Annotated in this window: 24 protein-coding genes and 1 pseudogene; 16 read left to right on the top strand and 9 right to left on the bottom strand. The window is 62.7% G+C overall.

Annotated elements, in window-relative coordinates; translation table 11 throughout:
• Positions 1 to 31 precede the first annotated feature (31 nt).
• The 4 genes from lpdA to BLR69_RS10195 are packed head-to-tail and all read right to left on the bottom strand — an operon-like array spanning position 32 to position 4970.
• Positions 32 to 1411, bottom strand: coding sequence for a dihydrolipoyl dehydrogenase (gene lpdA, locus BLR69_RS10210; protein ID WP_071495870.1), 1380 nt, complete (start codon positions 1409 to 1411; stop codon positions 32 to 34).
• A gap of 3 nt (positions 1412 to 1414) precedes the next feature.
• Positions 1415 to 2674, bottom strand: coding sequence for a dihydrolipoamide acetyltransferase family protein (locus tag BLR69_RS10205; protein WP_071495869.1), 1260 nt, complete (start codon positions 2672 to 2674; stop codon positions 1415 to 1417).
• A complete protein-coding gene (locus tag BLR69_RS10200) occupies positions 2675 to 3733 on the bottom strand; it encodes an alpha-ketoacid dehydrogenase subunit beta (protein ID WP_071495868.1) in 1059 nt (352 codons plus the stop codon). It lies immediately after the preceding gene.
• A 1-nt stretch (position 3734) separates the two neighbouring features.
• The gene (locus tag BLR69_RS10195; RefSeq protein WP_071495867.1) at positions 3735 to 4970 is read right to left on the bottom strand and encodes a 3-methyl-2-oxobutanoate dehydrogenase (2-methylpropanoyl-transferring) subunit alpha; all 1236 of its coding nucleotides are present in this window, start codon (positions 4968 to 4970) and stop codon (positions 3735 to 3737) included.
• 195 nt (positions 4971 to 5165) lie between these two features.
• On the opposite strand from BLR69_RS10195, the gene bkdR reads away from it, so the two are divergent.
• Together bkdR and BLR69_RS10185 are read left to right on the top strand one after the other, a co-directional pair.
• A complete protein-coding gene (gene bkdR, locus BLR69_RS10190) occupies positions 5166 to 5648 on the top strand; it encodes a Bkd operon transcriptional regulator BkdR (RefSeq protein WP_058426744.1) in 483 nt (160 codons plus the stop codon).
• Positions 5649 to 5829: 181 nt separating this feature from the next.
• Positions 5830 to 7455 (top strand): methyl-accepting chemotaxis protein, encoded by a 1626-nt coding sequence (locus BLR69_RS10185; protein WP_071495866.1) that lies wholly within the window; start codon positions 5830 to 5832, stop codon positions 7453 to 7455.
• 192 nt (positions 7456 to 7647) lie between these two features.
• Here BLR69_RS10185 and BLR69_RS10180 read toward each other — a convergent pair whose 3' ends face one another.
• On the bottom strand, positions 7648 to 8511 hold the full coding sequence (locus BLR69_RS10180) for an MBL fold metallo-hydrolase (protein ID WP_071495865.1): 864 nt from the start codon (positions 8509 to 8511) through the stop codon (positions 7648 to 7650).
• A gap of 94 nt (positions 8512 to 8605) precedes the next feature.
• Between BLR69_RS10180 and BLR69_RS10175 the strand changes: the two genes are divergently transcribed.
• From BLR69_RS10175 to BLR69_RS31500, 6 genes and pseudogenes are all read left to right on the top strand, one after another.
• Positions 8606 to 8941 (top strand): ArsR/SmtB family transcription factor, encoded by a 336-nt coding sequence (locus BLR69_RS10175; protein ID WP_005789341.1) that lies wholly within the window; start codon positions 8606 to 8608, stop codon positions 8939 to 8941.
• Between the two features lie 50 nt (positions 8942 to 8991).
• Positions 8992 to 10236: an NAD(P)/FAD-dependent oxidoreductase gene (locus BLR69_RS10170; RefSeq protein ID WP_071495864.1), complete on the top strand. Its 1245-nt coding sequence runs from the start codon at positions 8992 to 8994 to the stop codon at positions 10234 to 10236.
• Positions 10237 to 11043 (top strand): sulfite exporter TauE/SafE family protein, encoded by an 807-nt coding sequence (locus BLR69_RS10165; RefSeq protein ID WP_071495863.1) that lies wholly within the window; start codon positions 10237 to 10239, stop codon positions 11041 to 11043.
• A 171-nt stretch (positions 11044 to 11214) separates the two neighbouring features.
• On the top strand, positions 11215 to 12360 hold the full coding sequence (gene nosP, locus BLR69_RS10160; RefSeq protein WP_071495862.1) for a nitric oxide-sensing protein NosP: 1146 nt from the start codon (positions 11215 to 11217) through the stop codon (positions 12358 to 12360).
• Complete coding sequence (locus tag BLR69_RS10155; protein WP_058426753.1) at positions 12302 to 14245, top strand: PAS domain-containing hybrid sensor histidine kinase/response regulator; 1944 nt, start codon at positions 12302 to 12304, stop codon at positions 14243 to 14245. Before nosP ends, BLR69_RS10155 begins: the two co-directional genes overlap by 59 nt.
• Positions 14246 to 14675: 430 nt before the next feature.
• Positions 14676 to 14794, top strand: a pseudogene (locus BLR69_RS31500) (hypothetical protein); the annotation flags it as partial.
• A gap of 138 nt (positions 14795 to 14932) precedes the next feature.
• Here the strand turns inward: BLR69_RS31500 and BLR69_RS10150 are convergent.
• Positions 14933 to 15598 (bottom strand): response regulator transcription factor, encoded by a 666-nt coding sequence (locus BLR69_RS10150; protein WP_058427587.1) that lies wholly within the window; start codon positions 15596 to 15598, stop codon positions 14933 to 14935.
• Positions 15599 to 15625: 27 nt separating this feature from the next.
• Positions 15626 to 16165 (bottom strand): PQQ-dependent catabolism-associated CXXCW motif protein, encoded by a 540-nt coding sequence (locus BLR69_RS10145; RefSeq protein ID WP_071495861.1) that lies wholly within the window; start codon positions 16163 to 16165, stop codon positions 15626 to 15628.
• A 153-nt stretch (positions 16166 to 16318) separates the two neighbouring features.
• On the opposite strand from BLR69_RS10145, the gene BLR69_RS10140 reads away from it, so the two are divergent.
• On the top strand, positions 16319 to 16945 hold the full coding sequence (locus BLR69_RS10140) for a response regulator (protein ID WP_071495860.1): 627 nt from the start codon (positions 16319 to 16321) through the stop codon (positions 16943 to 16945).
• Here the strand turns inward: BLR69_RS10140 and BLR69_RS10135 are convergent.
• A complete protein-coding gene (locus BLR69_RS10135) occupies positions 16942 to 17589 on the bottom strand; it encodes a pentapeptide repeat-containing protein (RefSeq protein WP_071495859.1) in 648 nt (215 codons plus the stop codon). The two genes, BLR69_RS10140 and BLR69_RS10135, sit on opposite strands and share 4 nt — an antisense overlap.
• 226 nt (positions 17590 to 17815) lie before the next feature.
• Positions 17816 to 19708 (bottom strand): quinoprotein ethanol dehydrogenase, encoded by a 1893-nt coding sequence (exaA, locus tag BLR69_RS10130; RefSeq protein ID WP_076955308.1) that lies wholly within the window; start codon positions 19706 to 19708, stop codon positions 17816 to 17818.
• A 254-nt stretch (positions 19709 to 19962) separates the two neighbouring features.
• Between exaA and pedF the strand changes: the two genes are divergently transcribed.
• From pedF to BLR69_RS10095, 7 genes are all read left to right on the top strand, one after another.
• Positions 19963 to 20424, top strand: coding sequence for a cytochrome c-550 PedF (gene pedF, locus BLR69_RS10125; RefSeq protein WP_071495857.1), 462 nt, complete (start codon positions 19963 to 19965; stop codon positions 20422 to 20424).
• A gap of 3 nt (positions 20425 to 20427) precedes the next feature.
• Positions 20428 to 21171: a quinoprotein dehydrogenase-associated SoxYZ-like carrier gene (locus BLR69_RS10120; RefSeq protein WP_071495856.1), complete on the top strand. Its 744-nt coding sequence runs from the start codon at positions 20428 to 20430 to the stop codon at positions 21169 to 21171.
• The gene (locus tag BLR69_RS10115) at positions 21168 to 22106 is read left to right on the top strand and encodes a quinoprotein relay system zinc metallohydrolase 1 (RefSeq protein ID WP_071495855.1); all 939 of its coding nucleotides are present in this window, start codon (positions 21168 to 21170) and stop codon (positions 22104 to 22106) included. The genes BLR69_RS10120 and BLR69_RS10115 overlap by 4 nt, the downstream gene beginning before the upstream one ends.
• Positions 22107 to 22120: 14 nt before the next feature.
• A complete protein-coding gene (gene exaC / locus BLR69_RS10110; RefSeq protein WP_071495854.1) occupies positions 22121 to 23641 on the top strand; it encodes an acetaldehyde dehydrogenase ExaC in 1521 nt (506 codons plus the stop codon).
• Positions 23642 to 23881: 240 nt separating this feature from the next.
• Entirely contained in the window at positions 23882 to 23953 is a 72-nt protein-coding gene (pqqA, locus tag BLR69_RS10105) for a pyrroloquinoline quinone precursor peptide PqqA (RefSeq protein WP_010209364.1), read from the top strand.
• Positions 23954 to 24057: 104 nt separating this feature from the next.
• Positions 24058 to 25221, top strand: a complete 1164-nt coding sequence (gene ercA / locus BLR69_RS10100; protein ID WP_071495853.1) for an alcohol dehydrogenase-like regulatory protein ErcA — start codon at positions 24058 to 24060, stop codon at positions 25219 to 25221.
• Complete coding sequence (locus tag BLR69_RS10095; protein WP_071495852.1) at positions 25205 to 26575, top strand: ATP-binding response regulator; 1371 nt, start codon at positions 25205 to 25207, stop codon at positions 26573 to 26575. Before ercA ends, BLR69_RS10095 begins: the two co-directional genes overlap by 17 nt.
• The last annotated feature ends 373 nt before the right edge of the window (positions 26576 to 26948 follow it).

Raw genomic sequence — 26948 nt, 5'->3', positions numbered from 1 at the left:
GGGGCTTGCCCCCGATTGGCTCACCGTGATTTTACAGGTGGAGGGCATGCCCCAACGCCCGCAGTGCGGCTTCCTGTACGGCTTCGCCGAGGGTCGGGTGGGCGTGGATGGTGCCCGCCACGTCTTCCAGGCGCGAACCCATTTCCAGGCTCAGGCCAAAGGCGGTGGAGAGTTCCGAGACGCCAACCCCCACGGCTTGCCAGCCGACGATCAGGTGGTTGTCACGGCGTGCCACCACCCGCACGAAGCCGGTTTTCGATTCCAGGGTCATCGCCCGGCCATTGGCCGCGAACGGGAAGCTCGACACGATGCAGTCCAGGCCAGCGGCCTTGGTTTCGTCGGGCGTCTTGCCGACCACCACCAGTTCCGGGTCGGTAAAGCACACCGCCGGGATGGCCGCCGGGTTGAATTCGCGATGCTTGCCGCTGATCAGTTCGGCGACCATCTCGCCCTGGGCCATGGCCCGGTGCGCCAGCATCGGCTCGCCGCTCAGGTCTCCGATGGCCCACACGTTGCGCATACTGGTCTGGCAGCGGTTGTCGATCTTGATCGCCGCGCCGTTCATGTCCAGGTTCAGCGCTTCGAGGTTCCAGCCCTGGGTGTTGGGTTTGCGACCGACGGCAACCAGCACCTGATCAGTGGCCAACGACAAGGTGTCGCCGTTCGGGTCGCTCACTTGCAGGCTGCCATCGGCAAAACCGGTGACACTGTGCTTGAGGTACAGCTTCACGCCCAGTTGCTTGAGGGATTCGTTCACCGGTTGGGTCAGCTCGGCATCATAGGCCGGCAGGATACGATCCTGTGCTTCGACCACACTCACGTCGGCGCCGAGCTTGCGGTAAGCGATGCCCAGTTCCAAACCGATGTAACCGCCGCCCACCACGATCAGGCGCTTGGGCACGCTTTTCGGTGCAAGTGCTTCGGTCGAGGAGATGATCGGCCCGCCAATCGGCAGCATCGGCAGGTTGACGCTTTTCGAGCCGGTGGCCAGCAGCAGGTGTTCGCACTGGATGCGCTGGTCGCCGACGTCGACGGTCTTGCCGTCCACCACCTTGGCCCAGCCGTGGATCACTTGCACCTTGTGCTTTTTCAGCAGCGCCGCGACGCCAGTGGTCAGGCGATCGACAATGCCGTCTTTCCATTCCACGCTCTTGCGGATGTCCAGGGTCGGCACATCCACTTCGATGCCCAGTTGTGAACCCTGGCTGTGGTGCACGGTTTGCTGGAACTGCTCGGCCACATGGATCAGGGCCTTGGATGGGATGCAGCCGATATTCAGGCAAGTACCGCCCAGCGCCTGGCCTTCCACCAGGATGGTCGGGATACCCAGTTGGCCGGCACGGATCGCCGCCACATAACCGCCAGGGCCGCCGCCGATAATCAGCAGGGTAGTATTCAATGTCTGCGTCATGCCTTACTCCAGGAACAGGCTGGCGGGTTGTTCGAGCAGGCCGCGAATGGCCTGGATGAATTGCGCCGCGTCCATGCCATCGACCACGCGGTGATCAAAGGAGCTGGAGAGGTTCATCATCTTGCGCACCACGATCTGGCCCTTGAGCACCATCGGCCGCTCGACAATGCGGTTGACCCCGACGATGGCCACTTCCGGCAGGTTCAGCACCGGCGTGCTGACAATGCCGCCCAGCGCGCCCAGGCTGGTCAAGGTTATCGTCGAACCCGACAGCTCATCGCGGCTGGCCTTGCCATTACGCGCCGCCGTGGCCAGGCGTGCGATTTCCTCGGCATTGCCCCACAGGCTGCGGGCCTCGGCGTGACGCACCACCGGCACCATCAGGCCGACATCGCTCTGGGTGGCGACGCCCACATGCACCGCGCCGAGGCGGGTGATGACCTGGGCTTCGTCGTCATAACGCGCATTGATCTGCGGGAAGTCGCGCAACGCCACGACCATGGCGCGTACGATGAACGGCAGCAGGGTCAGCTTGCCGCGTGTGGCGCCGTGCTTTTCGTTGAGGTGCACGCGCAGCTCGTCGAGGGCGGTGACGTCGATTTCTTCCACGTAGCTGAAATGCGCGGCACGGCGCGTGGCGTCCTGCATGCGCTGGGCGATCTTGCGGCGCATGCCGATCACCGGGATCTGTTCTTCGGTGTTGCGTTCCGCGTAGGGGTTGGCGGTGGATGAGGCCTTCGCCGTGCCTTGTTGCAGGTACGCGTCGAGGTCTTCGTGCAGAATTCGACCCGCCGGGCCGGTGCCCTGTACCAGGCGCAATTGAATCTCGGCGTCCAGGGCGTGCTTGCGCACGGCAGGGGAGGCCAATGGGCGTTCGTCGGCGGCACGTGCTACAGGCGCCTGCGCCGCGACAACAGGCGCGGGTTTGCTCTCGACAACCGTCGGCGCCGGCTTGGCTTCCACCACCGGGGCGGCCTTCGGCGCCTCTTTGACGAGCGGCGCATCCTTGGCGTTGCCCGCTCCTTCCACTTCAATGCTGATCAGAATACTGCCCACGGCCATGACTTCACCCGGCTCGCCGCCAAGCGAAATCACCTTGCCGTGCACCGGCGAGGGAATGTCCACCATCGCCTTGTCGGTCATCACATCCGCCAATACCTGGTCTTCGACCACCATGTCGCCGACCTTCACATGCCACACCGACAGTTCAACTTCCGCGATGCCTTCGCCAATGTCCGGCATCTTGATAACGTGCGTGCCCATTCAGACCTCCATGACCCGTTGCAACGCCGCGCCCACGCGGGACGGCCCTGGGAAATACGCCCACTCCTGCGCGTGCGGGTAGGGGGTGTCCCAACCGGTGACGCGTTCGATCGGCGCTTCCAGGTGGTGGAAGCAATGCTCTTGCACCAGCGCTACCAACTCGGCGCCAAAGCCGCAGGTGCGGGTGGCTTCGTGCACCACCACGCAACGGCCGGTCTTCTTCACCGATTTGACGATGGTTTCCAGGTCCAACGGCCACAGGCTGCGCAGGTCGATGACTTCGGCGTCGATGCCGGTTTCTTCGGCGGCGACTTGCGACACATACACGGTGGTGCCGTAGGTCAGCACGGTGACGGCCGAGCCCGGGCGCACGATGGCGGCCACGTCCAGCGGCACGGTGTAGTAACCGTCCGGCACTTGCGCTTGCGGGTGTTTCGACCACGGCGTTACCGGGCGGTCGTGGTGGCCGTCGAACGGGCCGTTGTACAGGCGCTTGGGCTCGAGGAAGATCACCGGGTCATCGTTTTCGATGGAGGCGATCAGCAAACCTTTGGCGTCGTAAGGGTTGGACGGCATCACCGTGCGCAGGCCGCAGACCTGGGTGAACACCGCTTCGATGCTCTGGCTGTGGGTCTGGCCACCGTAGATGCCGCCGCCGCACGGCATGCGCATGGTCAGCGGTGCGGTGAACTGGCCGGCCGAGCGATAACGCAGGCGTGCCGCCTCGGAGATGATCTGGTCGGTGGCGGGGTAGACGTAGTCAGCGAACTGGATCTCCGCGACCGGGCGCAAGCCATAGGCACCCATGCCCACGGCCACGCCGATAATGCCGCTTTCCGAAATCGGTGCGTCAAACACCCGCGAGCTGCCGTACTTGGTCTGCAAGCCTTCGGTGCAACGGAACACGCCACCGAAATAGCCGACGTCCTGGCCGAACACCACCACGTTGTCGTCACGTTCGAGCATCACATCCATGGCCGAGCGCAGGGCCTGGATCATGGTCATGGTGGTGGTGGTCATGGCGGTTTCCACTTCAATGCTGTTGTTGTGATCGTTCATGTCAGACCCCCAACTCTTGACGCTGGCGCTTCAAGTGCTCCGGCATCTCTTTATAGACGTCCTCGAACATGGTCGCGGCGCTTGGAATCTGGCCGCCGGCCAGGGTGCCGTACTGTTCGGCCTGTTTTTGCGCGGCAATCACTTCGGCTTCAAGTTCGGCACTGGCCGCCGCGTGTTCCTCTTCGGACCACTGGCCAATCCTGATCAGGTGCTGCTTGAGGCGGGCGATCGGATCGCCCAGGGGGAAGTGGCTCCAGTCGTCGGCGGGGCGGTATTTGGAAGGATCATCCGAGGTGGAGTGCGGACCGGCGCGGTAGGTGACCCACTCGATCAGCGTTGGCCCGAGGTTGCGGCGCGCACGCTCGGCAGCCCAGGCGGAAGCGGCGTACACCGCGATGAAGTCGTTGCCGTCCACACGCAGGGAGGCGATGCCGCAACCGACGCCGCGTCCGGCGAAGGTCGTTGCTTCACCTCCGGCGATGGCCTGGAAGGTGGAGATGGCCCACTGGTTGTTGACCACGTTGAGGATCACCGGCGCACGGTACACATGGGCGAAGGTGAGGGCGGTGTGGAAGTCGGATTCGGCGGTGGCGCCGTCGCCGATCCAGGCGGAGGCGATCTTGGTATCGCCCTTGATCGCCGAGGCCATGCCCCAACCCACGCCTTGTACGAATTGGGTGGCGAGGTTGCCGGAAATGGTGAAGAAACCAGCGTCCTTGACCGAGTACATGATCGGCAACTGGCGGCCCTTGAGCGGGTCGCGCTCGTTGGACAGTAACTGGCAGATCAGGTCCACCAGTGGCACTTCGCGAGCCATCAGGATGCTTTGCTGGCGGTAGGTGGGGAAGCACATGTCGTCGATGTTCAAGGCCAGGGCCTGGGCGCTGCCGATGGCTTCTTCGCCAAGGCTCTGCATGTAGAACGACATTTTTTTCTGACGCTGGGCGACCACCATGCGGTTGTCGAAGATCCGCGTCTTGAGCATGGCGCGCATGCCTTTGCGCAGGATCTCCACCGGCACACCTTCAGCCCATGGGCCGAGGGCCTGGCCCTGGTCGTCGAGCACGCGGATCAGGCCCTTGGCCAGGTCGGCGATGTCGGCGGGTTCTACGTCGATGGCGGGTTTGCGCACGGTGCCTGCGTCGGTCAGGCGCAGGTAGGTGAAGTCGGTCTTGCAGCCTGGGCGGCCCGAGGGTTCAGGGACGTGCAGGCGCAGTGGTTCATACTGCTGGGTCATGGCTTTCTACGCTCTATCTTGTGAATTTCTTGTAGTGGGCGCGCTAGCTGACAGTCAGTCCCCGGGTAGGGGAAATCTTGTCCTACAACAATCATAGGCGTGGCGTAGAAGAATATTTATCTCTGTTTCGTTGCGCTCAGGATCATTTGCGGATAAAAAAACTGCATAAACATAATAAACAGGTGATTTTGTCTCATGCGCAAACTGGACCGTACCGATATCGGCATTCTCAACGCCCTGCAGGAGAATGCACGGATCACCAACGCCGACCTGGCCCGCTCGGTCAACCTGTCGCCCACGCCTTGTTTCAACCGGGTCAAGGCGATGGAAGAACTGGGCCTGATTCGTGACCAGGTCACGCTGCTGGACGCCGACCTGCTGGGGCTGCACGTCAATGTGTTCATCCACGTGAGCCTGGAAAAGCAGAATGAGCTGGCGTTGCAGCAGTTCGAAGGGGCGATTGCGGACCGCCCGGAAGTGATGGAGTGCTACCTGATGGCCGGAGACCCGGACTACCTCATCCGGGTATTGGTGCCGACTATCCAGTCGCTGGAGCGTTTCATGATGGACTTTTTGACCAAGGTGCCGGGTGTCGCCAATATCCGGTCCAGTTTTGCACTTAAACAAGTGCGATATAAAACAGCGCTGCCGTTACCACGGGATGGACTAATGGTATGAATATCGGAGAGTCGTAACAGCCGTTAATTATGATGGTTAGCTAAGCAATGATCTGCGTCATGTTTATTTGCCACTATTCATAAAAAAATGCGTAAGTAGTCACGTTTTTTTCACACTCGGTTAAACAAAGTTGTACCCGTAAGGCCGTGTACAGCACGGCCAAGGGGAAGGGTGAGCCGAGATGTCCATGAGAGCCTTGAAGTTGAACTTTCGTACCACATTGTGCTTCGGTGTGGTGTGTTTCCTGCTGTTAATACAAGGCGCAATGACGCTGATAAAAGTCGATAAGGTGTATTCATCGACGGTCGAAATACAAAACAACTGGCTGCCCAGCATTCGTCTGGCCGGCCAGATAGATTCGACGTTTTACAAACTTCGCCTGGACCTGCGGCGTTACGCCATGGAATACGCGGACAAGGACCCTGCCTCCCTGGAAAAACTCAAGGCGGTTCGCGCCGAAGTACTGCAAGTTGCCGAGCATTATGGAACGCTGGTATCGAGCCCCGAGGAGCGTACCAAGTACGACCAGGCACTGAGCGAGATAAAAAACTACAGCCAGAAGATGGATGAATTCCTCGCGCAAGCCTCCAGCTTTTCCGCGGAACAAATGGCGGTGTATTTGCGCGACGTCAACGGCCCCATTGCTCGCCAAGTGCAGGCCTCCATCAGTGATTTGATTGCGATCAATGAACAGGGCTCGAAGAACGCGGTGCAAGCCGCCGCCAGTGAGCATGATGCGGCGCGGTTGTTCACATGGGTGTTGATGGTCAGTTCGGTGTTGATCGCCGTGGTGGTGGCCCGCTTGCTGACCCGCAGCATTATCAATCCGGTGCGGGAGCTGCTGGTGTCGACCGGCAAGATTGCCGACGGCGATTTGCGTGTGGCCATTACCATCAGCGGCAATGACGAACTGACCGAGCTGCAAAAGTCGACCGCTACCATGCAGATGAACCTGAAAAGCACGTTGCAGCATATCTCGGAGGCGTCCGGGCAGTTGGCGTCGGCAGCCGAGGAGATGAGTGCGATCACCCGTGAGTCCACTGCCGGCATTGAGCGCCAAAGCCTGGAGACGGATCAGGCTGCCACGGCGGTCAACCAGATGACGGCGGCGGTCGAGGAGGTGGCGAGGAATGCGGTGTCTGCGTCCCAGTCGACGCAGGACTCGCAGCGTTCGGCAAGTGTGGGGATGGAGCGTGTGACGCAAACCATTGCTTCGATTGACAAGTTGAGCACCACGGTGCAGCAAACCGGGGTGGAAGTTGAAGGGCTGGCTAAACAGGCCCAAGACATCGCCCGGGTGGTCGAGGTGATTCGCTCCATCGCCGAGCAGACCAATCTGCTTGCCTTGAACGCAGCGATTGAAGCAGCGAGGGCGGGAGAACAAGGGCGGGGCTTTGCGGTGGTCGCCGATGAAGTGCGGGCGCTGGCCCACAGGACGCAAACATCGACCCAGGAAATCGAACAGATGATTGCGAAAATCCAGAGCTGTTCGAGCGAAGCAGTGGCCTCCATGGTCCTCAATCGCAATGAAGCGGTGGACTCGTTGAAGGTTGCCCATGAAGCCGGCGTGGCGATCACCCAGATCACCCAAGCCATTACCGATATCAATGAGCGTAACCTGATGATTGCAACCGCGTCGGAAGAACAGGCGCAGGTGGCGCGTTCCGTTGACCAGAACCTGATCAGCATCCGCGACCTGTCCATCCAGAGTTCGTCGGCCGCCGGTCAGACATCGGTGGCCAGCCAGGAACTGTCCAGGCTCGCGGTGGACTTGAAGCAGATCGTGGCGAAGTTTGCGGTGAGTTGACCGCCAAGCGTGCTGTGATCAGTTGGTTCAGTGACCTGCACGTGGGGCCAGCGGTGGAGGTTCGTCATGTGGCCAGCCTGGTGGAGGGCATGTCCCTCGCCATGCTGCGCCATGCCTACGTCGCTGCTGCCCCCCAAGGCCGAGGTGTTCTTTTCTGCGCGTTCACGCTTGCGATTCCCCAGTCAGCTCGATTCAGAGCTGGTTGAGCGGAATCTTCAGGTACACCACACCGTTAGCTTCGGCGGGGGGCAGGTTGCCCGCCCGCACATTCACCTGGATCGCCGGCAGCAACAGCGTCGGCATGCCCAGCCCGGCGTCGCGTTGGGTGCGCATCTCGACAAACGCCGCTTCATCCACCCCGTCATGCACATGGATATTGCCTGCGCGCTGCTCGGCCACGGTGGTCTGGCATTTGGCCTCACGGCCTTCAGGCGGGTAGTCATGGCACACGTACAACTCGGTTTCCACTGGAAAGGCCAGCAATTTGCGCATCGATGCATACAACTGCCGCGCATCCCCGCCGGGGAAATCACAGCGCGCGGTGCCGACATCCGGCATGAACAGCGTGTCGCCCACCAGGATCAATCGACCGTCGATCAGGTAGGCCATGTCCGCCGGCGTATGCCCCGGCACATGCAGTGCCTGGGCCTTGAGGTTACCGATATGAAACACCTCATCCGGCGCAAACAGGTGGTCGAACTGCGAGCCATCCACACGGAACTCCGGCTCCAGGTTGAACAGGTGCTTGAACACGCCCTGGACTTTGCTGATGGACTGGCCAATCGCGATCTTGCCGCCCAAGGTGCGGCGCAGGTAGGGCGCGGCCGACAGGTGGTCGGCGTGGGCGTGGGTTTCCAGCAGCCACTGCACCTGCAAAGCGTGCTCGCGCACGAAGGCGATGACGTTATCGGCCTGGGCGGTATCGGTACGCCCCGAGGCCGGGTCGTAGTTGAGTACTGAGTCGACAATGGCGCACGGGCCGCCGTCGGTTTCATAGACGACGTAGGTGTAGGTCGACGATGCCTCGTCCAGAAAGGCTTGAATCAACGCTGGCATAGCGGACGTCCCCGATGAAGAAAAAAGTGGTTACAATCAGTTTACGTTTTCACATAATGTTTTGAGCTTAAGTGACATAAAGGACCCGAGGCAAATGGAATCTACTCTGAGTGAAGGCGAAGTCGCCCAGTTGCGCGCATCGGCGTCCAAGGCCTGTTCCTTGCTCAAGGCCCTGGCCAATGAGGACCGTTTGTTGATCCTGTGCCAGTTGACCCAGGGCGAGCGCAATGTCGGCGAGCTGGAAGCCCTCACCGGTGTGCGCCAACCCACGCTGTCACAACAGTTGGGCATCCTGCGCGACGAAGGGTTGGTGGCCACCCGTCGGGAAGGCAAATACATTTTCTACGGGCTGGCCAGCCATGAAGTGATTCAAGTGATGAAGACCCTGTCCGGGCTGTATTGCGGCGCGGTCATAAAAAGCTGGGCGTGACGCCATCCGGCAGCGACCCTTGTGTGCATGTATTACAAAGGCGATAGACCATGACCGACCAACACTGGGGCCCTACCATCAGTGGCGATATCGTAGTCATCGGCGGCGGCTCGGCGGGCATTGGCCTGCTGGCCAGCCTGCTCAAGCGCGACCCCCACCTGCATATCACCCTGATCGAACCGAGCGACCACCATTGCTACCAGCCCGCCTGGACCCTGGTGGGCGGCGGTGCCTACGACGTGAAAAAGACCCGCCGCCCACTGGCTGACGTCTTGCCCAATGGCGTCACCTGGGTACAGGCCGCCGTCACCGAACTGCTGCCCGATGAGCAGACCCTGGTGCTCGACAGCGGCCAGCGCGTCACCTGGAACAACCTGATCGTCTGCCCCGGCCTGCGCCTGGCCTGGGAAAAGGTCGAAGGGCTGCAAGACACCCTCGGCCAGCATGGCGTCACGTCCAACTACAGCTATGAACATGCGGCCTACACCTGGCAACTGGTGCGGCAGCTCAAGGGCGGCAAGGCAATCTTTACCCAGCCGGCGATGCCGATCAAATGCGCGGGTGCGCCGCAAAAAGCCATGTACCTGTCCTGCGATCACTGGCTCAAACAGGGCACGCTGAAACACATCGACGTCGAATTCAACCTGGCCGGCGCCGCGCTGTTCGGGGTGGCGACCTTTGTGCCGCCGCTGATGAAGTATGTGGAAAAGTACAACGCCCGCCTGGCGTTCAATACCAACCTGGTGAAAGTCGACGGCCCAGCCCGCAAGGCCTGGTTCGAAGTGAAGGACACCGAGGGCAACGTCCGCATCGAAGAGAAAGCCTTCGACCTGCTGCACGTGGTCCCACCCCAAGTGTCGCCGGATTTCATCCGCCAAAGCCCACTGGCCGACGCCGCCGGTTGGTTTGAGGTGAACCCCCATAGCCTGCAGCACCTGCGCTATCCGCCTATCTTCGGCCTGGGCGACGTGTGTGGCACCACCAACGCCAAGACCGCCGCAGCGGTGCGCAAGCAAATCGTAGTGGTTGCCGAAAACCTGCTGGCCCTGCGCAAACAGGCGCCGTTGCCGCTCAAATACGACGGCTACGGCTCCTGCCCGCTGACGGTGGAGAAGGGCAAGGTGGTGCTGGCCGAGTTTGGCTATGGCGGCAAGCTGCTGCCGACCTTTCCCCTGGACCCGACCCGGGCGCGCCGTTCGATGTGGTTCCTCAAGGCGACCTTGCTGCCGTGGTTCTACTGGAACGGCATGCTCAAGGGCCGCGAATGGCTGACCCGCCTGAGCAAGGTGGACTGAATGCTGCTCGCCAGTGTGTTGGGCTTGTTGATGGGCCTGGTCATGGGGCTGACCGGCGCCGGTGGCGGCATCCTCGGGGTGCCGGCGCTGGTGCTGGGCCTGGGCTTGAGCATGACCCAGGCCGCGCCGGTGTCGTTGCTCGCCGTCGGCGCGGCGGCGGCGGTGGGGGCGGTCGATGGTTTGCGCCATGGCCTGGTGCGTTATCGCGCCGCGTTGCTGATCGCCTTGCTCGGTGCGCTGTTTTCGCCGGTGGGGGTGTATCTCGCCCACCAATTGCCGGAAGCCCTGTTGATGGGCCTGTTCAGTGCATTGATGGTGCTGGTGGCCTGGCGCATGTTGCAGCGCGAAAAACGCGAGGCAGGGCCGAGTGACCATGGCACCGCCTCCTGGGGCCAGAAGAACTGCATGCTCGACCAGCAGACCGGGCGCCTGGCCTGGACCGCCAAATGCAGCGCGACCCTGGCCGCCCTCGGCGCGGTGACCGGCGCGGTGTCCGGCCTGCTGGGTGTGGGCGGCGGTTTCCTGATCGTGCCAGCGTTCAAGCAGCTCACCGACGTGCAGATGCGCGGCATCGTTGCCACCTCCCTGATGGTGATCAGCCTGCTGTCGTTGATCGGCGTGGCCGGCGCGTTGCATGCCGGTGTGCGCATCGAGCCGGTGGGCTGGGTGTTTATCGGCGCGAGCATCGTCGGCATGCTCGCCGGTCGGCGCCTGTGTTCGGTGATCCCCGCGCGTGCCCTGCAGGTCGGTTTTGCCAGTCTGTGTGTCGTGGTGGCGGCTGGAATGCTATTCAACGCCTTGCGTTGAGACGTGTGGCGTGGGAGCTAGCAGGCCACGTCGCCACGTGTGGTCGCCGGCAGCCCGGCTCTTCAGCGGTCGCGACCCTTCATCCCATCGAATCCCCCCACCCAGTACCCAAGTAGCATAGGTCCACGCGCAGGCCCTTCGTACACTGATGCTTCAGAGGGGGAGGCAACGATGCACAACAGTGAAGGCGTAGTCAGTGCCATGTCCCAGGCCACCGATGCTGGGCAGGCCGCCGAGGAATTGGCCCAGCAACTGCTGCACCCGTACCTGGGGTTTGTGCTGTTTTTCTGTTCCGCGTCCTACGACCTCCAGGCCCTTGGCCAGGCCCTGCAACAGTGCTTCGGCAAGGTGCGGGTGGTCGGCTGTACCAGCGCCGGCGAGATCACGCCCCAAGGCTACGGTCGCAACTGCATCACGGCGGTGGGCTTCAACCATGCGCACTTTTCCATCGCCACGGAGCTGATCGATCAGGTCGAGCACTTCAGCCTGATCGGTGCCCAGGACATGGTCGAGCGTCTGGTCGGCGGCTGTCGCAGCAACACCCTGGCGCCGATCAAGGGCAACACGTTTGCGCTGACCCTGCTTGACGGCCTGTCCAGCCGCGAAGAAATGGTCCTCGCCGCCCTTAGCGCGGCCCTTGGGGATATCCCGCACTTCGGCGGCTCGGCCGGTGACGACAACTTCCTCACCCACACCCACGTGTACTTCAACGGCGTGTTCCACAGCGGCGCGGCGGTGGTAGTGCTGGTCAACACCTGGCTGGATTTCGAGGTGTTCACCACCCACCACATCCTGCCGCGCACGGAAAAACTGGTGGTGACCGGCGCCGACAGCCCGTCACGCCGCGTGTTCGAGCTCAACGCCGAGCCTGCCGCCGAAGAGTACGCGCGGCATATCGGCGTGGCGGTGGCCGACCTCGACCACCGCACGTTCGCCGCCCATCCGCTGGCGGTGCGTATCCACGACCAGTACTACGTGCGCGCTATCCAGCAGGTGCATGAGGACCTCAGCCTGAGTTTCTACTGCGCGGTGGAAAACGGCATCGTGCTGACGGTCATGACGCCCGGCCCGCTCCTGCCGAACCTGCAAACCCTGTTCGACGGCCTGCATGCGCGCCTTGGCGACCTGCTGCTGACCATCGGCTGCGACTGCTTTTTGCGCCGCCTGGAGCTGGAAGACAACGGCACCCTCGAACAGCTCGGTGGTTACTTGCGGGACCAGCGGGTGATGGGTTTCAACACCTACGGAGAACAGTTCAATGGCATGCACATCAACCAGACGTTCACCGGGGTCGCCATTGCCCGAGGCCGGCGCTGACCTGCCCGCTCAACTGGCCCGGCTGCAACAGGACAACCACAAGCTGGCGCGGATCAATGCGGCGCTGATCGAGCGCATCGAGTCCGGCATGCCCCAGGGCAACAACCCCTACACCACCTTCCAGCATTCGGTGGTGCTCGCCGAGCAGGTGCGCGAGCGCACCGACGCGCTGAACCAGGCGATGGCCGAACTCAAGGCCAGCAACCACCTGCTGATCAACGCCCGGCTGCGCGCCGAAACACTGCGTGGCGAACAGGCGGCGGCGCAGAAAGCCCAGGAGAGCGAGCGCTGGATCCGCCTGATCACCGACAACGTGCCGGCGCTGATCGGCTACCTGAATGCCGACCTGGTCTACGAGTTCACCAACAAGGTCTATGAAGAATGGTACTGCTGGCCGCGCGGCATGATGCTTGGGCAGAGTCTGCGCGAAGTACACAGCGAGCAGCATTGCCAGCGCCTGGATGCCTACGTCGCCCGTGCCTTGGCGGGGGAGAGCGTGACCTTCGAGTTCGCCGAAACCAACATCAACCACCAGGAACGCTACATGCTGCGCTCCTATGTGCCGAACATGCTGGCCAGTGGCGAGGTGGTGGGAATCTTCGTGTTGATCCGCGATATCACCGAACGCCGCCGCACGGCCGAAGCCTTGCACCAGGCCTACCAGCATCTGGAACAGCGCGTGGCCCAGCGCACCTCGGAGCTTACGTCGCTCAATGACCAACTGCTCAAGGAAATTGACGAGCGCCGTCGCATGGAAACCCGCCTGCGCGAAGCCAAGCTCGAAGCCGAGCAGGCCAACCTGTCGAAAACCAAGTTTCTCGCCGCCGTCAGCCATGACCTGTTGCAACCGTTGAATGCGGCGCGGCTTTTCACCAGTGCCTTGCTGGAGCGCCCCAGCGAAGCCCTGGTGCGCAATGTGAGCAACTCACTGGAGGACGTGGAAAACCTGCTGGGGACCCTGGTGGATATTTCCAAGCTGGATGCCGGGGTGATCAAGGCCGATATCGCGCCGTTCGCCTTGAGTGAATTGCTCGACAACCTCGCCGCCGAGTACACCCAGCTGGCCCGCGCCGAAGGCTTGGCGCTGCACTTTGTCGGCTGCTCTGCGTTGGTGCGCAGCGACATCCAGTTGCTGGCGCGGATCCTGCGCAACCTGCTCAGCAATGCCATTCGCTACACCTACCAGGGGCGGGTGGTGCTGGGTTGCCGGCGTCAGCAGCAGCGCCTGTTGATCCAGGTGTGGGACAGCGGCATGGGGATTGCGCAAGAGCGCTTGGAGGAGATTTTCCAGGAGTTCAAGCGCGGCGACGTGCAGCGACCGGACCAGGACCGCGGCTTGGGCCTGGGCCTGGCCATCGTGGAAAAGATCGCCGGGATACTCGGCCATCGCATCAGCGTCAGATCCTGGCCGGGCAAAGGCTCGATGTTCTCGGTGGAGGTACCGTTAAGCGCCACGGCACCCAAGTCGCTGCCTGCGCCTTCCATGAGCGAGCCGTTGCTCGAACGCCTGCAAGGTGCGCGGGTGTGGGTGCTGGACAACGACGCGGCGATCTGCGCGGGTATGCGTACCTTGCTCGAAGGCTGGGGCTGCCGGGTGATCACGGCGCTGTCGGAACAGGACCTGGCGCGGCAGGTGGACAACTACCATGCCGAGGCGGACCTGTTGATTGCCGATTACCACCTGGACGACGACCAGAATGGCGTGGACGCCGTGGCCCGCATCAATGGACGACGCGGTCGCGCAATACCGGCGCTGATGATCACCGCCAACTACAGCAATGAATTGAAGCAGCAGATCCGTGAGTTGGGGCATACGTTGATGCACAAGCCGGTAAGGCCGATGAAGCTCAAGACCGCCATGAGCCACCTGCTCAGCCGACCCTGACAAAAATGCAGATCAAAATGTGGGAGGGGCGGTGCGACGACTCGACTTGCCCCCGATAGCGGTGGATCAGTCAATGCATGTGCTGACTGACACTCTGCCATCGGGGGCAAGCCCCCTCCCACAGTTGACTGGTGGTGTGTCAAAGGGGTCAGCGGCGCAAGTACGAGCCTAGAATTGAAGCTGCAGATACGTGAGCTAGGCATACGTTGATGCACAAGCCGGTGCGGCCGATGAAGCTCAAGACCGCCATGAGCCACCTGCTCAGCCGACCCTGACAAAATGCAGATCAAAATGTGGGAGGGGCGGTGCGACGACTCGACTTGCCCCCGATAGCGGTGGATCAGTCAATGCATGTGCTGACTGACACTCTGCCATCGGGGGCAAGCCCCCTCCCACAGTTGACTGGTGGTGTGTCAAAGGGGTCAGCGGCGCAAGTACGAGCCTAGAATTGAAGCTGCAGATACGTGAGCTAGGCATACGTTGATGCACAAGCCGGTAAGGCCGATGAAGCTCAAGACCGCCATGAGCCACCTGCTCAGCCGGCCCTGACAAAATGCAGATCAAAATGTGGGAGGGGCGGTGCGACGACTCGACTTGCCCCCGATAGCGGTGGATCAGTCAATGCATGTGCCGACTGACACTCTGCCATCGGGGGCAAGCCCCCTCCCACAGTTGACTGGTGGTGTGTCAGCGGCGCAGGTACGAGCCGAAATCGATATCCCCGGCACTGAGTATCGCCTGCACCCGGTTATGCACATTCAACTTGCGCAAAATCGCCGACACATGCGCCTTAACCGTGGTCTCGGCAATCTCCAGCGTATAGGCGATCTGCTTGTTCGACTCACCCTTGGTCATCCGCTCCAACACCAGCAGCTGCTTGCGTGTGAGCGCCTGCAACAGCTCGGGGGCAAAGCCTGGGCTGTCGTTCATGCGCCGCTGCCCGGTGTTTTTCTGGGTACGGATGATGTCCGGCGGCAGGTAGACGTTGCCGTTGAGGATCTGCTGGATCGCCTCGGTCATTTGCAGGCGCGGCGACGACTTGGTGATAAAGCCCACCGCGCCGTAGGTGATGGCTTGTAGCACGATCTGCTTGTCCTGTTCGGCCGAGACGATCACCACCGGAATGGTCGGCGACTCGTTGCGCAGGTTGATCAGGCCGTTGAGGCCGTGCATGCCGGGCATGTTCAGGTCCAGCAGGATCAGGTCGAGGTCGTCATGTTCCTGGGTCAGGGCGAGGGCGCTGTCCAGGTCGGCGGTTTCCATCACGTCGCTGCCGGGGAAACCGTCGCTGATGACGTTATGGATCGCCTCGCGAAACAGCGGGTGATCGTCGGCAATCAGAATTTTGTACATGGCCGTTCACCTTCTTGTTGTGGTTTTTTATTCAAAGGGTTCGGGTGTCGCAGCCATCACTGGCAGGTTTGCCGCTTCCCATGCGTCCAAGCCATCGCGGTACCAATACACAGTGGTATAGCCCAGGTTGGCGGCCCGTTTTACCGCGTTCCAACTCAGCCAGCAATCGGCGCGGCAGTAGAACACCAGCGGGCGGGCCAGGTTGCCGCCCGTGTACTTGTACAGGTGGCGCACAAAGTAACCTTGCCACTCGGGTGTGAGGTCGCCGTCGCCGGTATTGGCCAGCCAGTGACTGCCGGGCAGGTTGGCGTGGGGCTGGTCTTCGATGAAGCGGCCCTGTAGCCACGGGCGGCGGTACACGTCGATCAGCACCGGTGCGGGCGTCTGGGTCAACAGGGTTTGCAGGGCTGGGGTGTCGACGATGATCGCCCCGGGCAGGTGTTCGGGCGTGGGGCTGCGGTACAGGCTGATGCGGTAGCCATCGGCGGAAAACAGTGGAGTGTCGGCCTGTATGTGCGTGATGAACAGGCACAACAGTGCCGCAAGTGGCAGTCGAGCGGGCAGCATGGCGGGTCCGGTCCTTATCGTTATGCACCCATTACACGCCAGTCCCGCTGCCTTGGGAATGCGACGATAGACAGCAAAACCAGTACCAAAGTAGTAGGTCCCATTGGTCCCCGGGGTTCTAGCATGGCCAGAGGCACTGCCATTGGAGGCACTATGAATATCCTGCTGGTCGATGATCACGCCGTGGTTCGCCTGGGTTACGCCGGACTATTGCGCAGCGGGCTGCCCGGTGTGGTGGTGCGCGAAGCGGCGAGTGGCGAGGATGCCTTGGCGCGGGTGCACGAAGCGGTGCCTAACCTGGTGATCATCGGCTTCGGCCTGCCGGGTATCAGCGGCCTGGAAACCACCCGCCGCCTGCGCCAGCGCCTGCCGCAATTGCGCGTGCTGTTTTTCAGCCAGCACGCCGAGTTGCCCCTGGTGCGCCAGGCGTTGGAGGCCGGTGCGTCCGGCTACCTGACCAAAAGCGCGTTGCCGTCGGTGATGCTGGATGCGGTCGAGCGCATTCTTGACGGCCACACCTATATTGAACAGGACCTGGCCACCCAGCTGGCTTACCACCCCACCGACCGGCGCCTACAAAGCATGACCCAGCGTGAGCTGGAGATTTTCCTGATGCTCGCCAAGGGCACCCCGGCGCGGGCGATTGCCGCCCAGCTGAGTATCAGCAGCAAGACCGTGTCCAATCACCTGACCCTGCTCAAGAGTAAATTGCAGGTGAGTTCCCATGCCGAGTTGGTGCACTTGGGTATCGACATGGGGGTGGTGCGGGTGTCGGGCTAACGGTCCCAGGTGGTCGGGCAATCCTTGCAGCCTTCCATGTTCGCATCCTGGAAATTCGCATAGTGCTGACGGCTGCCGGTGAGGGTGGCTTTTTCCAGGTTGCTTTCGCCGAACTTGGCTTCTTGCAGGTTGGCGTCGCTGAGGTCGGCGCCTTGCAGGTCGGCCTTGCTCAGCCAGGTCATCTCCAGGTCGGCCGCCCGCAGGTTGGCCTGGTGCAGCTTCGCCCCCGACAACCGGGCAAATTGCAGGTAGGCGGCGCTCAGGTTGGCGTTTTCAAATTGTGCGCCCTGGGCAAACAGTCCCCAGCCTTGCACGGCCATCAGCGTGGCGCCGGTGAAGTCGGCCAGGCGCAGGTTGGCTTGTTGCAGGCTGGCGCGGGTCAGGTTGGCACCTTGCAGTTGGGCTTTTTCCAGGTTGGCCAGGTCGAGGTTGGCGTGGCGTAGATCCGCATCGCGCAGGTCGGCGCCGGCCAGGTTCATTTTGCTCAAGTCCTGATTGCTCAGGTTGGCGCCCTTGAGGTTGGCGCCGGGGCATTGGCTGTGTGCAGCCAGGGTGCAGCCGTTGATGACCAGCGGGGCGTCGTCGCCCTCGTCGGCGTAGGCCAGGGGCAGGGATAGCAGGATTAAAAACGGCAGATATTTCATCGCGAGACCTCTGTGGATCCTGGGGTGAGCGGGCTTGTTGTGGCGAGCGGGCTTGCTGTGGTGAGCGGCCTTGCTGTGGTGAGCGGGCTTGCCCCGCGCTGGGCTGCGCAGCAGCCCCCAAACCTGACGGCTCGTTGGTGCTGGAGAAAAGCCGGGAGCCGCTTCGCAGCCCAACGCGGGACAAGCCCGCTCACCACAAAGGATGACCCCGGCATATAGGGTGAAGTTACTTCTGCGCGGTTTTCAGGTCCCAGCTCGGGATCTTGAACACCCAGAACGATCCGCCCTGCGCCACCGGCTTGGTCAGCTCGGCCATGTCGCCGCCCCACAGCGGCACCGCGCCGCCATAACCGACGGTAACGCCGATGTACTGCTCGCCATCCTGTTCCCAGGTGATCGGCGGCGAGACGATGCCGCTGCCAGTCTGGAATTTCCACAGCTCCTTGCCGGTCTTCGCGTCGAAGGCCTTGAAGAAGCCATCGCCGGTGCCGGTGAACACCAGGTTGCCCTTGGTCGCCAGCACGCCGGCCCACAACGGCAGGTGTTCCTTGTGTTCCCACACCACCTTGCCGGTGGTCGGGTTCATCGCGCGCAGGGTGCCGACGTGGTCGTCATACATGCGCTTGATGCGAAAGCCCATGCCCAGGTACGCCGAGCCCTTCTTGTAGTTGACCTCTTCAGTCCAGTACTCCTCTTTCCACTGGTTGCCCGGGATGTAGAACAGCCCGGTGTCCTGGCTGTAGGCCATGGGGTTCCAGTTCTTGCCACCCAGGAACGGCGGCGAGACTTCCACCGGCTTGCCCTTGGTTTCGCCCGGCAATGGCTTGGCCGGACGCTGGCCTGCGTTTTCCACGGGGCGGCCGGTCTTCAGGTCGATGTGGCTGGCCCAGGTGATGTTGTCGACGAACGGGAAGGCGTTCTGCAGCTTGCCGTTGGTGCGGTCGACCACATAGAAGAAGCCGTTGCGGTCGGCGTGGCCGGTGGCCTTGATGACCTTGCCGTCCTTGTCCTTGTAGTCGAACAGCACCAGTTCGTTGTTGCCGGAGAAGTCCCAGGCATCGTTCGGCGTGTGCTGGTAGAACCACTTCACTTCGCCGGTGCTCGGGTCGACGCCGACCTGACCGGAGGTGTAGAGGCTGTCGAAGTCGTGGGGGTTGCCGTCCTTGGAGGTGCGCGCCCAGGTGTTCCACGGGCCGGGGTTGCCGGCGCCGACGATGATGGTGTTGGTCTCGGCATCGAAGCTCGCACTCTGCCAAGGCGCGCCGCCGCCGTGGCTCCAGGCCTCGACCTTGCCGGTTTCGGTGGTCGGGTCATCCGGCCAGGAAGGCGCCTTGACGTCGCCGGTCGGGGTGCTGTCCTTGCCGTTCAGGCGGCCCATGTGGCCTTCCACGAACGGGCGCATCCACACCTCTTCGCCGGTGTCCGGGTCGCGCGCATACAGCTGGCCGACCACGCCAAATTCATCGCCGGAACTGCCGTGGATCAGCAGTACCTTGCCGGTCACCTTGTCTTTGATCAGCACCGGCGCGCCGGTCATGGTGTAGCCAGCGGCGTGGTCGCCGAATTTCTTGTTCCACACCACTTTGCCGGTGTTCTTGTCGAGGGCGATCAGGCGCGCGTCGAGGGTGCCGAAATAGATCTTGTCGCCGAAGATCGCCGCGCCCCGGTTGACCACATCGCAGCACGGGCGAATGTTGTCGGGCAGGCGGTGGTTGTAGGTCCACAGGCGTTTGCCGGTCTTCGCATCAAGGGCGAACACGCGGGAATAGGAGCCGGTGACGTAGACCACGCCGTCGCTGACGATGGCCTGGGACTCCTGGCCGCGCTGCTTCTCATCGCCGAACGAATAGGACCAGGCCGGCGTGAGCTTGAACACGTTCTTGTCGTTGACCTGGGCCAGCGGGCTCCAGCGCTGGGCGTTGGTGCCCATGCCGTATTGCAGCACGTCCTTTGTGGTCAGGTGGTCGTTGGCGATGTCTTCCCAGGTGACGTTGCGGGTCTGTTTGGCAGGCTCGGCGGCGGCGAAGCTGGCCGCACTCAAGGACAGGCTGCCGACCAGCAGGAAGGCCTGCACGGCAAGGCTCAGCGGCGAGAGGGCGGGTAGCGATCTTATTGTCATGGTTGCAGTTCCCAGTGGAGGTTTTGGCCTGCACAGGGTGCGATGTGAACGCCGTGGCGAATACGGAAAAAGTCCCGGTGTTGCCGGGACAATTTCCCGAACCGCCTCTGATTTAGCAGTGCCCCACAAGGCCTGCTACCAACGGATGAGAGCCCGCCCACCAAAGCAGCATACGGGTCCTGCCGGGTGCTTCCTAAGATGGTTGCCATAGCCTCTGCCAAGAGGTTTTGCGTGCACTCCCGAGGGAAAAAATAATGACAACAAAACGCAACGCCTTGATCACCGCCTGCCTGCTCGCCAGTGCAATCAGTACCGGTGCCGCCTGGGCCCACGGCAACGTGACGCCCACCGCCGTGGAAACCAAAGGCCTTACCCCGATCAAGGATGCCGGCGTGCCGCTGGACGCCGATGGCTGGGCCGCCACCAACCCCTATCGCACCACGCCCGAGCATGACAAGGCGGTGGAGGTCGGCGCATCGGCCTACAACCAGAACTGCGCGGCGTGCCACGGCCTGGAAGCCAAGTCCGGTGGCATCGCCCCCGACCTGCGCATGCTCGATGCCGGCGACGCCGGAGATGAATGGTTCGTGGAGCGCGTGCGCCACGGCGCCGTGCGCGATGGCCGGGTGTACATGCCAAAAATGGCCGACTACCTCAGCCAGGAAGCCCTGTGGGCGGTGCGCACCTACCTCGACAGCGTGCACGTCGAGGAGTAAGCCATGGGCCTGCGTGGGTGGTGGCTGTGCTGTGTGCCGATGCTGGCCTGGGGCGCGCCCGTGGACCCGGTGCCCTCGGTGATGTGGGCCTACTATCACCAGCGCTTTCTCGACAATGCGGCGTTTGTGTTCGACGAGCGGGTGAAGCTCCTGGCGCCGCCGTTCGCCGAGGATGCGCGCCAGGTGCCGCTGGAGATCGACGCCCGCGTCTTCAAGGGTGACGTGGTGAAGATCCTTGCCTGGGCCGAGCTGAACCCGCTGCCGCAGATCGTCGATTTCCAGCCGCAGGGGCCGGTGCTGCCGTGGTTGTCGATGCGGATTCGCATCGAACAGGCCACGCCTTTGCGTGCAGCGGTGCTTACCCGGGATGGCATGTGGCATGTCGGCTCGACCTTGATCGATGCTGCCGGCGGCGGCTGCACCGCGCCCAGCGTGATGCGCACCCAACCCGGTTGGGAAGAGCACCTGGGCGAAGTGCTCGGCGGCCGTTACCCACGCGCCGAGTTCAGCCGCGTGAAACTGCAAGTCGCCCATCCGATGGACAACGGCATGGTCAGCGGCATCCCTGAATTCTTCATCAACCAGGCCGAGCTGCGCGGCGCAGATAACCAGCTGCTGGCCCGCCTGGAACTGTTCCCGGCGGTCAGCGAAAACCCCAGCCTGGCTTTCGACATCGAAGGCGGCGGGCCCACGCGCCTGATCCTGCGCGACACCAGCGGCAGCCAGTTCGAGGCAGCTATCCCATGAACCGGTGCTGGATTCTGCTGTGGCTGCTGCTGTTCAGCCTGCCGGTGCTGGCGGACCTGGATTACGCCCTCAAGCCCCGTTTGATCGCCGACAACACCTGGCTGCTGGAGGGCAGCACCGACAATTTCGCCAAGGACAACGGCGGCAATATCGTCAATGTCGGGTTCATCGTCACCGAGCCCGGCGTGGTGGTGATCGACACCGGACCGTCCAGGCGCTACGGCGAAGCCCTGCGCCAGGCCATCGCCCGTGTCACCGACAAACCGGTGATCCAGGTACTGCTGACGCACCACCATCCCGACCATGCGCTGGGTAACCAAGCCTTCAAGGATGTGCCGATTGGCGCCCTGGCCGGTACCCAGGATTTGCTGCATGAGCAGGGCGACAGCATGGCCGAGAACCTGTACCGCATGGTCGGCGATTGGATGCGCGGCACCGAAGTGGTACTGCCCGGCGAAACGCTGCAGCCCGGTGTGAAAACCTTCGGCAGCCACGACCTGCAACTGCTGCAACTGCGCGGGCACACCGGCGCCGACCTGGCGATCCTCGACCGCAAGACCGGCGTGCTGTTTGCCGGCGACCTGGTGTTCTACCAGCGTGCGCTCACCACGCCCCATTCACCGGGTCTGGCGATCTGGCTGGCGGACATCGCCACCCTGCAAGGTTTGCCCTGGACCCTGATCGTGCCCGGCCACGGCCCCATTGCGACCGATGCCAAACCGTTCGAGCAGATGCGCGACTACCTCACCTGGCTTGATCAACTGCTGCGCGACGCCGCAACACAGGGCAGCGACATGCCCGAGCTGATCCGCAGCCCGATCCCCGAGCGTTTCGCGAGCATCAACCTGAGCCGCTATGAACTGACCCGCAGCGTGACCCACCTGTACCCGCACTACGAACGCACCCAGATGCAGCCCATCAACACCCAACAATAAGCAGAGGCCTCACCATGATCTACGCCCAACCTGGCACCCCCGGCGCCATCGTCAGCTTCAAGCCGCGCTACGGCAATTACATCGGCGGTGAGTTCGTCGCGCCGATCAACGGTGAGTACTTCACCAATACCTCGCCGGTCACCGGTGACGTCATCGCCGAGTTCCCGCGTTCCAGCGCCGTCGATATCGACAAGGCCCTTGACGCCGCCCACGCCGCCGCCGATGCCTGGGGCAAGACCTCGGCCCAGGACCGCGCCCTGGTGCTGCTGAAAATCGCCGACCGTATTGAGCAGCACCTGGAAGTGCTGGCCGTGACCGAGACCTGGGACAACGGCAAGGCCGTGCGCGAAACCCTCAACGCCGATGTGCCCCTGGCCGCCGACCATTTCCGCTACTTCGCCGGGTGCATCCGCGCCCAGGAAGGCGGTGCCGCCGAGATCAACGAGCACACAGCGGCTTATCATTTTCACGAACCATTGGGCGTGGTCGGGCAGATCATCCCGTGGAACTTCCCATTGCTGATGGCCGCGTGGAAACTCGCGCCGGCACTGGCCGCCGGTAACTGTGTCGTGCTCAAGCCGGCCGAGCAGACGCCGCTGTCGATCATGGTGTTTGCCGAGCTGATCGGCGACCTGCTGCCGCCCGGCGTACTGAACATCGTGCAGGGTTTTGGCCGCGAAGCGGGGGAGGCCCTGGCCACCAGCAAGCGCATCGCCAAGATCGCCTTTACCGGTTCCACTCCGGTGGGCGCGCACATCATGCATGCGGCGGCCGAGAACATCATTCCGTCCACCGTGGAGCTGGGCGGCAAGTCGCCGAACATCTTCTTCGAAGACATCATGCAGGCCGAACCGCAGTTCATCGAGAAAGCCGCCGAAGGCCTGGTGCTGGCGTTCTTCAACCAGGGTGAAGTGTGCACCTGCCCGTCGCGGGCGCTGGTGCAGGAATCAATCTACGAGCCGTTCATGGCCGAAGTGATGAAGAAGATCGTCAAGATCAAGCGCGGCAACCCGCTGGACACCGAGACCATGGTCGGTGCCCAGGCCTCGGAGCAGCAATACGACAAGATCCTGTCCTACCTCAAGATCGCCCAGGAAGAGGGCGCGGTGCTGCTCACCGGCGGCGCGGCCGAGCGCCTGGAAGGCGACCTGTCCAGCGGCTATTACATCCAGCCGACCCTGCTCAAGGGCCATAACAAGATGCGTGTGTTCCAGGAGGAAATCTTCGGGCCGGTGGTGGGCGTGACCACCTTCAAGGACGAAGCCGAAGCGCTGGCGATTGCCAATGACAGCGAGTTCGGCCTGGGCGCCGGCCTGTGGACCCGCGACATCAACCGCGCCTACCGCATGGGCCGGGCGATCAAGGCCGGTCGTGTGTGGACCAACTGTTATCACCTGTACCCGGCGCATGCGGCGTTTGGCGGGTACAAAAAATCGGGCGTCGGGCGTGAGAACCACAAGATGATGCTGGATCATTACCAACAGACCAAGAACCTGCTGGTGAGCTACGACATCAACCCGCTGGGTTTCTTCTGACCCTCTGATTGCAATGCGGTCCCCTGTGGGAGGGGGCTTGCCCCCGATAGCGGTGTGTCATTGACATAAATGTTGACTGACGCGCTGCCATCGGGCGCAAGCCCCCTCCCACATTTTGATCGGCGTACATTCGCTACCAATGCAGGCGCCGCATCGTTCGAAAGTAGCATTCGCTGCCCCATCCCCCCGTGCATTAATGACCCCACCGGAATCTTCCGGCCCAACCAGAGGACTGCCCCCATGTGGACCAAACCTGCGTTTACCGACCTGCGTATCGGCTTCGAAGTGACCATGTACTTCGCCAGCCGTTGATCGCGGGCGCTGTCGGAAGGATGCCTCTTTGGTCTGATTGCATTCACAGACGGATCGGTTAGTGTGGAGCGCATTCTTCCAAAATAATAAAAACAGGCTTTCCAATGAGCCCAAATCTGAGCCTCCTGCGTAAATTCGTCTCGCCTGAAATCATCTTTGGAGCCGGTTGCCGGCACAACGTCGGTAACTACGCCAAGACCTTCGGCGCGCGCAAGGTGCTGGTGGTCAGCGACCCCGGCGTGATCGCCGCCGGTTGGGTGGCCGACGTGGAAGCCAGCCTGCAAGCCCTCGGCATTGACTATTGCCTGTACAGCGCCGTCTCGCCCAACCCGCGGGTCGAAGAAGTGATGACCGGCGCCGAGGTGTACCGCGAACACCACTGCGACGTGATCGTGGCCATCGGCGGCGGCAGCCCCATGGACTGCGGCAAGGCCATCGGCATCGTGGTGGCCCACGGGCGCAGCATCCTTGAGTTCGAAGGCGTCGACACCATTCGCGTGCCCAGCCCGCCGCTGATCCTGATCCCCACCACCGCCGGCACCTCGGCGGATGTCTCGCAGTTCGTGATCATTTCCAACCAGCAGGAACGCATGAAGTTTTCCATCGTCAGCAAGGCGGTGGTGCCGGATGTGTCGCTGATCGACCCGGAAACCACCGCCAGCATGGACCCGTTCCTGTCCGCCTGCACCGGCATCGACGCATTGGTGCATGCCATCGAGGCGTTCGTTTCCACCGGCCACGGCCCACTCACCGACCCCCATGCGCTGGAGGCAATGCGCCTGATCAACGGCAACCTGGTGCAGATGATCGCCAACCCCACGGACATCGCGCTGCGCGAGAAGATCATGCTTGGCAGCATGCAGGCCGGGCTGGCGTTTTCCAATGCGATCCTCGGCGCAGTGCACGCCATGTCCCATAGCCTCGGCGGCTTCCTCGACTTGCCTCATGGGCTGTGCAACGCGGTGCTGGTGGAGCATGTGGTGGCGTTCAACTACAGCTCGGCGCCGGAGCGTTTCAAGGTGATTGCCGAGACGTTTGGCATCGACTGTCGCGGCCTCAACCACCGGCAGATCTGCGGGCGGCTGGTGGAGCATTTGATAGCGCTCAAGCGGGCGATCGGCTTCCACGAAACCCTCGGCCTGCATGGCGTGCGCGTGGCGGATATTCCGTTCCTGTCCCAGCATGCGATGGGCGATCCATGCATCCTCACCAACCCGAGGGAGTCGAGCCAGCGTGACGTCGAGGTCGTCTATGGCGAAGCTCTCTGACGACCAGCAACGCGCACTCGCCGGGTTGTTGGGGCTGGGCGACCAGTCGGCGCGCAAGAGCCATTACCCGGAACTCACGGCGCGGCTGGATGAGCTGGAGGCTGAGCGCAAGCGCTATATCCGTCTCAATGACGAGTTGGAGCAGCGGGTCGCCGCACGCACCGATGAACTGCTGGAAGCCAACCACAACCTGCAACAGCAGATCGCCCAGCGCGAGCAGATCGAACAGGACCTGCGCGACGCCCGCGACGCCGCCCAGGCCGCCAACCGCAGCAAGGACAAATACCTCGCGGCCGCCAGCCACGACCTGTTGCAACCGTTGAACGCCGCACGCTTGCTGATCGCCACCTTGCGCGAGCGGCAGTTGCCCAGCGTCGAGCAGGTGCTGGTGGAGCGCACGCATCAGGCGCTGGAGGGCGCCGAGGACTTGCTCACCGACTTGCTGGACATCTCGCGGCTCGACCAGGCGGCGGTCAAGCCGGATGTGGCGCTGTACCGCCTCGACGAGCTATTCGCGCCGCTGGTCTCGGAGTTCCAGTCGGTGGCCCACGCGGCGGGGTTGAACCTGCGGGTGCACACCGGCTGCTATGCGATCAGCACCGACTTGCGCTTGCTGACGCGGATTTTGCGTAACTTCCTCAGCAATGCCTGCCGCTATACCGACGAAGGTTGCATCCTGTTGGGCGCGCGCAAGCGCGGCGATTGCCTGCGCCTGGAGGTCTGGGACACCGGGCGCGGGATTGCGCAGGACCGGCTGGAGGCGATCTTCCTCGAGTTCAACCAGCTCGATGTGGGGCGTGCGTCGGATCGCAAGGGCGTGGGGTTGGGCCTGGCGATTGTCGAGCGCATTGCCGAGATCCTCGGCTACCCGGTGGCGGTGCGGTCCTGGCCGGGGCGCGGGTCGATGTTCAGCATCGAAGTGCCCCTGAGTGCCGAGATGCCCCTGGCGATCAGTCAACTGCCGGTGCAACCGACCACGGGCAACCCGTTGCCGGGGCGGCGGTTGTTGGTGATCGACAATGAGGTGAGCATCCTGGAAAGCATGAGTGCGTTGCTTGGGCAGTGGGGGTGCGAGGTGGTCACGGCCACTGACCTGGCGGGGGCATTGGTGGCGTTGCAGGGCAGGGCGCCGGAGTTGATTCTGGCGGACTATCACTTGGACCATGGGGTGGTGGGGTGTGCGGTGGTGCGCGAGTTGCGGGAGCATTTTGGGTGCAAGATTGCGGCGGTGATTATTACGGCTGACCGCACTGATCAGTGCCGTCGGGTTTTGCGGCGGTTGGAGGCGCCGTTGTTGAATAAGCCGGTGAAGCCGGGGAAATTGCGGGCGGTGTTGAGTCAGTTGTTGGGGTAGGTAGGTAGGTAGGTAGGTAGGTAGGTAGGTTGAGTACATATCCGTTTTTTCGGTAACGGCGGCTTATGGTTCCGCTCTTACAGCGGCTCACTTTTGGAAAGGCCCAAAAGTAAGCAAAAGGCCTTCGCCCCAACACTCGGCACCTCGCTTAGGCTCGGTGTGCCCTCACTCCGGCTTGAATCCGTGGGCCGCCGCCACGCGCCATCCATGGCGCGGGGCGGCTAACCCGGCGTCCTGCCGGGTTACCCACGGATTCAAGCCTGCGTTCGGCCAGCGTGTTTGACGGGGCGCCCCAGATCAAAAGCAAGAGCGCGGCGGCCTTAGAGCCGACCGGATTGTATGGCCGGTACTCGGTCAAAGTGTGGGAGGGGGC

The organism is Pseudomonas azotoformans (genome assembly GCF_900103345.1).
Taxonomy (GTDB): Bacteria; Pseudomonadota; Gammaproteobacteria; order Pseudomonadales; family Pseudomonadaceae; genus Aquipseudomonas; species Aquipseudomonas azotoformans.
This window is presented reverse-complemented; position numbering and strand designations above follow the sequence as displayed.